The sequence below is a fragment of the Mesorhizobium sp. M1182 genome, assembly GCF_040318335.1.
Classification (GTDB): Bacteria; Pseudomonadota; Alphaproteobacteria; order Rhizobiales; family Rhizobiaceae; genus Mesorhizobium.
In genome coordinates, this window is the sequence record NZ_JAMYMD010000034.1 from 58,361 (window position 1) to 66,147 (window position 7,787).

Genomic DNA, 7,787 nt, shown 5'->3' on the forward strand with positions numbered 1-7,787 from the left:
TTTGGAGGTTTAGAGCAACCGCCGAAGCTGCCAATTTCCCCCCTGTGGGGGAGATGTCCGGCAGGACAGAGAGGGGCGCTGTCCCGCCAACCTCAGGCTACAAACAAAACCCGCCTCGGCGGGCGGGTCGTTGGAGCCAATTAGCACCATAGCCAAATTAATAGCATAGCTGCCGGCACAAAGCAAGAACAAAATACGGCGCGACGGGGAAAAATTCGAGTTGTCCGTCTCCCGAGGGCGTATCCAGAGGATTGCAAAGTCGCGTTCCTTCGCGCCCCCTCTGTCCTGCCGGACATCTCCCCCTCTAGTGGGGAGATTGGCCATCATCTCGGCTTTCGCCAATTTCCAACGTTGCAGGAGCGAGCGAGGCGCCGAGGCTGCCAATCTCCCCTCTGAAGGGGGAGATGTCCGGCAGGACAGAGGGGGCGCTGTCCCGCCAACTTCTGACGGGCGTCGAGGGCGGGGGTTTCGGCCTCAGGCGAATTCCATGATCACCGCATCGACGGCAAGGCTGTCGCCGGGCTTGGCGTTGAGCTTCGAGACGATGAGGTCGCGCTCGGCGCGCAACACGTTTTCCATCTTCATCGCCTCGACCACGGCCAGCGTCTCGCCGGCCTTGACCTCCTGCCCCTCGGCAACGGCAATCGACACGACGAGGCCGGGCATCGGGCATAGCAGCATCTTCGAGGTATCCGGCGCCACTTTTTCCGGCATCAGCCTTTCGAGTTCGGCGGTGCGCGGCAGCATGGCGCGGGCTGTCACCGAGATGCCTTTCCAGGCGATGCGGAACCCGTTCAGCACCGGCCTGACTTGCGCCGCGACCTTGCGGCCGCCGACCGTGCCGCGCCAGATGAGATCGCCCGGCCGCCAGTCGGATGCCACCGTCAGCGGTTTGCCGCCGTCGATTGTGAGGTCGAGCTCCATCGGAATGGAAATCATGCCTTCGACGATGGCAACCGAAAGATAATCCCGGCCGATCTTCACCACCCAATCGCGTTTCAAGGCGCCCGAATGCGGCGCCAGCCGCCCGCCCAGCCGGTCGAGCCGGTCGCGGCGCAGCAGCTCGACCGCGGTTGCGATCGCGGCCAGCACCGCGTTTTCTTCGCTATTCGGCACAATGGGCGCGAAGCCGTCGGGATATTCCTCGGCGATGAACGCCGTCGATAGCCGCCCTTCCCGCCAGCGCGGATGCTGCATCAGCGCCGCCAGGAACGGTATGTTGTGCTCGATGCCGTCGACGACGAAACTGTCCAGCGCTTCCGACATCGCGTCGATCGCCGCCAGCCGTGTCGGCGCCCAGGTGCACAGCTTGGCGACCATCGGGTCGTAGAACATCGAGATTTCCGAGCCTTCGGTAACGCCGGTATCGTTGCGGATGACGATTTCGCCGAATTTTCCCTCTTCCGGCGGCCGGTATTTCGTCAGCCTGCCGATCGACGGCAGAAAGTTGCGATACGGATCTTCGGCATAGAGGCGGCTTTCCACCGCCCAGCCGTTCAGCTTGACGTCGCTCTGCTTGATGGCGAGCTTTTCGCCGGCCGCCACGCGGATCATCTGCTCGACCAGGTCGATGCCGGTGACGAGTTCCGTCACCGGATGCTCGACCTGCAGCCGCGTGTTCATTTCCAGGAAATAGAAGTTCTTGTCGCTGTCGACGATGAACTCGACCGTGCCGGCGCTCTGGTAGTCGACGGCCTTGGCCAGCGCCACCGACTGCTCGCCCATGGCTTTGCGGGTCTTGGCGTCGAGGAACGGCGACGGCGCCTCCTCCACGACTTTCTGGTTGCGGCGCTGGATCGAGCATTCGCGCTCGCCGAGATAGAGCGTGTTGCCATGCGCGTCGGCGAGCACCTGGATTTCGATATGGCGCGGATCGACGATGAATTTTTCGATGAAGACGCGGTCATCGCCGAACGAGCTTTTCGCCTCCGACCGCGCCCGGTCGAAGCCGTCGCGCACCTCTGCCTTGCTCCAGGCGATGCGCATGCCCTTGCCGCCGCCGCCGGCCGAAGCCTTGATCATCACGGGATAGCCGATTTCGCCGGCTATTCTTTCGGCATGGGCGGCGTTTTCGACGACGCCGAGCCAGCCGGGCACCGTCGACACCTTGGCCGCATTGGCGAACTTCTTCGATTCGATCTTATCGCCCATCGCCTTGATGGCCTTCGGCTTCGGGCCGATGAAGACGATGCCTTCCTGCTCCAGCGCTTCGCAGAAGGATGCCCGCTCGGACAGGAAACCGTAGCCGGGATGCACGGCCTCTGCTCCTGTGGCCTTGCAGGCGGCGATGATCTTTTCCGCGACCAGATAACTTTGCGCAGCCGGCGAAGGCCCGATATGCACCGCCTCGTCGGCCATTTCGACATGCACGGCGTCCCGGTCGGCGTCGGAATGGACCGCGACGGTGGCGATGCCCATCTTGCGCGCCGTCTTGATCACGCGGCAGGCGATCTCGCCACGGTTGGCGACCAGGATCTTTGTGAACATGCAGGCCTCGTCCCTCGGCTGCCCTTCTTTTACGGGCTTCCCGTTTTATGGGCTTCAGGGGGCCGGTCAAGGCAAAGTCGGAGCCTATCCCGCATGCAAATCGGCGGGCGCTGACGAAAATCCGGGGTCACAACGTCGCTTCGTGCATAGCGCAGAGCTGAATGGTAAGTTAAATCTAACCTGGATTGCAGACTGTCATGGGAGGATTGCCTGATGAAAACGCGCGCCGCTGTCGCCGTTGCCGCCGGAAAGCCGCTGCAGATCATGGAGGTCGACCTCGAAGGTCCCCGCGATGGCGAGGTGCTGGTCGAGATCAAGGCAACCGGCATCTGCCACACCGACGAGTTCACGCTGTCGGGCGCCGACCCGGAAGGCCTGTTTCCGGCGATCCTCGGCCATGAGGGCGCCGGCATCGTCGTCGACGTCGGCAAGGGCGTCACCTCGGTCAGGAAGGGCGACCATGTCATCCCGCTCTATACGCCGGAATGCCGGCAGTGCCCGTCCTGCCTGTCGCGCAAGACCAATCTGTGCACCGCCATCCGCGCCACGCAGGGACAGGGCTTGATGCCGGACGGCACCTCGCGCTTCTCGATCGGCAAGGACAAGCTGTTCCACTACATGGGCTGCTCGACCTTCTCCAATTTCACCGTGCTGCCCGAGATCGCGGTGGCCAAGGTCAATGCCGACGCCCCGTTCGACAAGATCTGCTACATCGGCTGCGGCGTCACCACCGGCATCGGCGCTGTCATCAACACGGCCAAGGTCGAGCAAGGCGCGACGGCGGTCGTCTTCGGCCTCGGCGGCATCGGCCTCAACGTCATCCAGGGCCTGCGCCTTGCCGGCGCCGACATGATCATCGGCGTCGACCTGAACAACGACAAGAAGGAATGGGGCGAGAAATTCGGCATGACGCATTTCGTCAATCCGAAGGAGATCGACGGCGATGTCGTGGCCCATCTCGTCAACATGACCAAGCGCGGCGCCGACCAGATCGGCGGCGCCGACTACACGTTCGACTGCACCGGCAACACCAAAGTCATGCGGCAGGCGCTGGAAGCGTCGCATCGCGGCTGGGGCAAGTCGGTCATCATCGGCGTTGCCGGCGCCGGCCAGGAGATCTCGACGCGGCCGTTCCAGCTCGTCACCGGCCGCACCTGGATGGGCACCGCCTTTGGCGGCGCGCGCGGCCGCACCGACGTGCCGAAGATCGTCGACTGGTACATGGCCGGCAAGATCGAGATCGATCCGATGATCACCCACACGCTGAAGCTCGAGGACATCAACAAGGGCTTTGACCTGATGCATGAAGGCAAGTCGATCAGGAGCGTGGTAGTCTATTGAAGGAGGTACTGATCCGGGTTCGGATCCGATATCCAAATTTCAGCGAGTCGCTCAGTATGCAGAGCTGGCAATTCGGCGAACATCTTTGGGTAGCGCTTAGGAATAACAACCGCGTTCGCATCGACCTCGATGAGATCGACCGCGGCAGAGAAGAAATATCGTTTCTCGTGCGCGATACATATCTGAGCAAGGCGCTCAAGGTGGTAGAGCGCGTCAAGCAAGAACACCGTATGGAGAATGAAGCGGTAATCGAAACGGAACCAGCATAGAACCAAGGGAGGAGACAAAAATGCCGGAAAAACTGCATCCTAAAATCGACAATGGACTGCCACGGGAAAAGGCCGACTTTGCCGGCGGCACGCTGGTCTGCGCCTGCACCAGCAACCCGGTCAAGGTCAAGGTCAAGGGCCAGATCGCCCACAACCATGCCTGCGGCTGCACCAAATGCTGGAAGCCGGAAGGCGCGCTGTTCTCGGTCGTGGCGGTTGCCGGTACAAACGACGTGACGGTGACCGAAAACGGCGACAAGCTGAAGATCGTCGATCCGGGCGCGCTGATCCTGCGCCATGCCTGCACCGGCTGCGGCGTCCACATGCACGGCCCGGTCGAGCGCGACCATGCGTTCAAGGGGCTGTCCTTCATCCATCCGGAACGCTTCCAGGAAGACGGCTGGTCGCCGCCGGGCTTCACCGCCTTTGTCTCTTCGATCATCGAGTCCGGTGTCGATCCGAGCCGCATGGACGGCATAAGGTCACAGCTGAAGTCGATCGGGCTCGAACCTTATGATTGCCTCAATCCAGGACTGATGGACTATATCGCCACCTGGACGGCCAAGCGGTCCGGCGCGTTGCCGGCCTAGTAGCCGCTCGACTATCATCGATCGAGCCGGGCGACGCCGCCCGGCTCTTTCACACTTGGAACAACGATGCCCGCACCTGCTATTCTCGTCGATGCCGACGCTTGCCCAGTGAAGGCCGAGGTCGAAAAAGTCGCCGAGCGGCACGGCATCGTCGTCACCTTCGTCTCCAATGGCGGCTTGCGTCCGTCGCGCGATCCCATGATCCGCAATGTCGTCGTCTCCAAGGGCGCCGATGCCGCCGACGACTGGATAGTCGAAAATGCCCGGTCCAACGATATCGTGGTGACCGCCGATATCCCGCTTGCCGCGCGCGCGGTGGCGCTTGGCGCCCACGTACTTGGTCCGACCGGACGCCCGTTTACGCCCGAAACGATCGGCATGGCGGTGGCAATGCGCGATCTCAAGCAGCATCTGCGCGAGACCGGCGAAAGCAAGGGCTACAATTCGAGCTTCGCGCCGCAGGACCGCTCGCGGTTCCTCGGCGAGCTTGACCGCATCCTACGGCGGGCGCTGAAATCCGCGTCTGCGGACTGAAGGCCATGGCGACTGGTACCCCGACCAAGATGCCCATGCGACGCCACACGCCGTTCGCGGTGTCGGCCTGCATCGGCGTGGCAGCCTTTGGCGCCGCGCTGGTCTGGCGTGCGCCGCTTGCCTATTCGATCGGCGCCAATGTGTTCTTTGCCGCCTATCTCGTCCTTGTCATCGCCCATATGCCGCGGCTTACCGGCAGCTATCTGCGCAAGAATGCAGGCGACACGGACCTGCCGGTACTGGCCATCTTCGCGGTCACGCTGATTGTCGTCGCTATTGCCATCATGTCGTTGTTTCAATTGATCAACAGGGAGAAGAGCGCGGACACCGTCGAGCTTATGGTGGCGCTGCTGTCTATCCCGCTTGGCTGGTTGACCATCCATGCGATGGCGGCACTTCACTACGCGCATATCTACTGGTTGGATGGCGATGCGATGGATGGCGACACAAAAAAGAAAATTCCGGTCGGCGGCCTTGACTTCCCGGGCGGCAAGCGACCGGAAGGCTCGGATTTCCTCTATTTCGCTACGGTGATCGGCATGACGGCCCAAACCGCCGACACCAACATCACGACCTCGCAAATGCGCCGTGTCGTGCTTGTGCATTCGATCCTGTCGTTCTTCTTCAACACGGTCATCGTGGCAGCCGCGGTCAACCTCGCCGTCAGCCTCGGCAGTCCGTAATAAATCCGTGATCGGGTGAAACATCGCTTAGGCTGGCGACGTATTGGGAGGAGAAGAGATCTGACAGGGCATGCAGAACCGCTTGGCAGGGAGGCACGGAAATATGGAATCAGTTGCCAGAGGCGAAGCCAGCACCGAGGCAGATAGCGCTGCTTCGACGGATGCGACGCTGATCTATCGCCAGTCGCGCTGGACGCGGCTGACGCATTGGCTGTGGGCGATCGCGCTGGTCTTCATGCTGCTTTCCGGCCTGCAGATCTTCAACGCCCGCCCACAGCTCTATATCGGCAAGGAATCGGGCTTTGGCTACAACAACACCATCTTCGCCATCGGCGCCGAGAATACGGCGACTGGCCCGCGCGGCTATACCGAGATCTTCGGCAAGCGCTTCGATACCACTGGCGTGCTCGGCTGGTCGGGTCCGGCCGGCCAGGAGACCTCCCGTGCCTTCCCGTCCTGGGCGACGATCCCTTCCTACTACGATCTCGGCACCGCGCGCGTTGTTCATTTCTTCTTCGCCTGGGTGCTGACCACCACGCTGCTGGTCTGGCTGGTCGCCAGCCTGATCAACGGCCATTTGCGCCGCGATCTTGCCCCGCGCCTCGATGATTTCAGGCGCCTGCCGCGAGACATTGTCGAGCACGCCAAGCTCAGGTTCCATCACACGCGCGACTACAACACGCTGCAGAAGATGGCCTATGGCGGCGTGCTGTTCGTGCTGCTGCCGCTGATGATCATCACCGGCCTTGCCATGTCGCCGAGCATGGATTCGGTGCTGCCGTTCCTGAATGATCTGCTCGGCGGCCGACAGACGGCACGCACCATTCATTTCACGGTGATGCTGCTGCTCGTCGCCTTCTTCATTATCCACATCCTGATGATCCTGGCCGCCGGCCCGATCAACGAGCTGCGCTCCATCATCACCGGGTGGTACCGAACCGACCCGCCGGCGCATGGCGACAAAGCGCCAGAGAGGAGTGCCTGACATGGCGAAATTCGAGATCAGCCCCAAGCTACAGATAAGCCGAAGAAAGTTCCTGACCTCGGCCAGCCTCGGCCTTTCCGGCATCATGCTGTCAGGCTGCGACGCCTTCGACAGCCAGCTTGGCGTCGGCAACGGCCTGCGCAGCTTCCTCGAAAGCGCCAATGGCCTGACCTGGCGGGCGCAGCGACTGCTTGCCGGCCGTGACACGCTGGCACCGGAGTTCACCGAGGCCGACATTCGCCAGCCACAGCGGCCGAACGGTGTCACCGCACCGGACGACGATTTCTACAAGGGCCTGCTCGCCAGCGATTTCGCCGACTGGCGGCTGGAGGTTTCAGGCCTCGTCGAAAAACCGCTGTCGCTGAGCCGCGAGCAGCTGATGAACATGCCGAGCCGCACCCAGATCACCCGTCACGACTGCGTCGAAGGCTGGAGCTGCATTGCCAAATGGACCGGCACGCCGCTGTCGCTGGTGCTCGATCAGGCGGTGGTCAAGCCGCAGGCGCGCTACGTCATGTTCCACTGTCTCGATACGATCGACCGCAGCCTTGCCGGCGATATCAAATATTACGGCTCGATCGACCTGATCGATGCCCGTCATCCGCAGACGATCCTTGCCTATGGCCTCAACGGCAAGCCGTTGCCGGTCGAAAACGGCGCGCCGCTGCGCGTCCGCGTCGAGCGCCAGCTCGGCTACAAGATGCCGAAATACCTCTACAAGATCGAGCTGGTCGACGGCTTCGCCAATCTCGGCGGCGGCAGAGGCGGCTATTGGGAGGACAATGGCTACGACTGGTACGGCGGCATCTGACCGATAGTGTTGAAGAAGTCGGCGATGAAGCCGTGGATCCACTCGCACCGAAGCGTCTTGATTAAGGTCGACGCGACCTCCTCGCCT

At 62.3% G+C, this 7,787-nt stretch carries 8 protein-coding genes; 7 read left to right on the forward strand and 1 reads right to left on the reverse strand.

All coding sequences use genetic code 11. From position 1 onward, the window contains the following. Positions 1 to 474 precede the first annotated feature (474 nt). Positions 475 to 2,487 carry an acetyl-CoA carboxylase biotin carboxylase subunit gene (locus NKH33_RS27475; RefSeq protein ID WP_352475105.1) on the reverse strand — a complete coding sequence of 671 codons (2,013 nt, stop codon included), beginning with the start codon at positions 2,485 to 2,487 and terminating at the stop codon, positions 475 to 477. A 213-nt stretch (positions 2,488 to 2,700) separates the two neighbouring features. Between NKH33_RS27475 and NKH33_RS27480 the strand changes: the two genes are divergently transcribed. The 7 genes from NKH33_RS27480 (at position 2,701) to NKH33_RS27510 (ending at position 7,700) form a co-directional block, all read left to right on the forward strand. Continuing rightward, a complete protein-coding gene (locus tag NKH33_RS27480) occupies positions 2,701 to 3,828 on the forward strand; it encodes an S-(hydroxymethyl)glutathione dehydrogenase/class III alcohol dehydrogenase (RefSeq protein ID WP_352541895.1) in 1,128 nt (375 codons plus the stop codon). Next, positions 3,825 to 4,097: a hypothetical protein gene (locus NKH33_RS27485; protein WP_352451332.1), complete on the forward strand. Its 273-nt coding sequence runs from the start codon at positions 3,825 to 3,827 to the stop codon at positions 4,095 to 4,097. Before NKH33_RS27480 ends, NKH33_RS27485 begins: the two co-directional genes overlap by 4 nt. Before the next feature lie 20 nt (positions 4,098 to 4,117). Then, positions 4,118 to 4,687: an S-(hydroxymethyl)glutathione synthase gene (gfa, locus tag NKH33_RS27490; protein WP_352451333.1), complete on the forward strand. Its 570-nt coding sequence runs from the start codon at positions 4,118 to 4,120 to the stop codon at positions 4,685 to 4,687. Positions 4,688 to 4,753: 66 nt separating this feature from the next. Then, on the forward strand, positions 4,754 to 5,221 hold the full coding sequence (locus NKH33_RS27495; protein ID WP_352454435.1) for a YaiI/YqxD family protein: 468 nt from the start codon (positions 4,754 to 4,756) through the stop codon (positions 5,219 to 5,221). Positions 5,222 to 5,226: 5 nt separating this feature from the next. Next, on the forward strand, positions 5,227 to 5,904 hold the full coding sequence (locus NKH33_RS27500) for a DUF1345 domain-containing protein (RefSeq protein ID WP_352473888.1): 678 nt from the start codon (positions 5,227 to 5,229) through the stop codon (positions 5,902 to 5,904). A gap of 103 nt (positions 5,905 to 6,007) precedes the next feature. After that, positions 6,008 to 6,889: a cytochrome b/b6 domain-containing protein gene (locus NKH33_RS27505; protein ID WP_352922404.1), complete on the forward strand. Its 882-nt coding sequence runs from the start codon at positions 6,008 to 6,010 to the stop codon at positions 6,887 to 6,889. Between the two features lies 1 nt (position 6,890). Further along, complete coding sequence (locus tag NKH33_RS27510) at positions 6,891 to 7,700, forward strand: molybdopterin-binding protein (RefSeq protein WP_352473890.1); 810 nt, start codon at positions 6,891 to 6,893, stop codon at positions 7,698 to 7,700. The last annotated feature ends 87 nt before the right edge of the window (positions 7,701 to 7,787 follow it).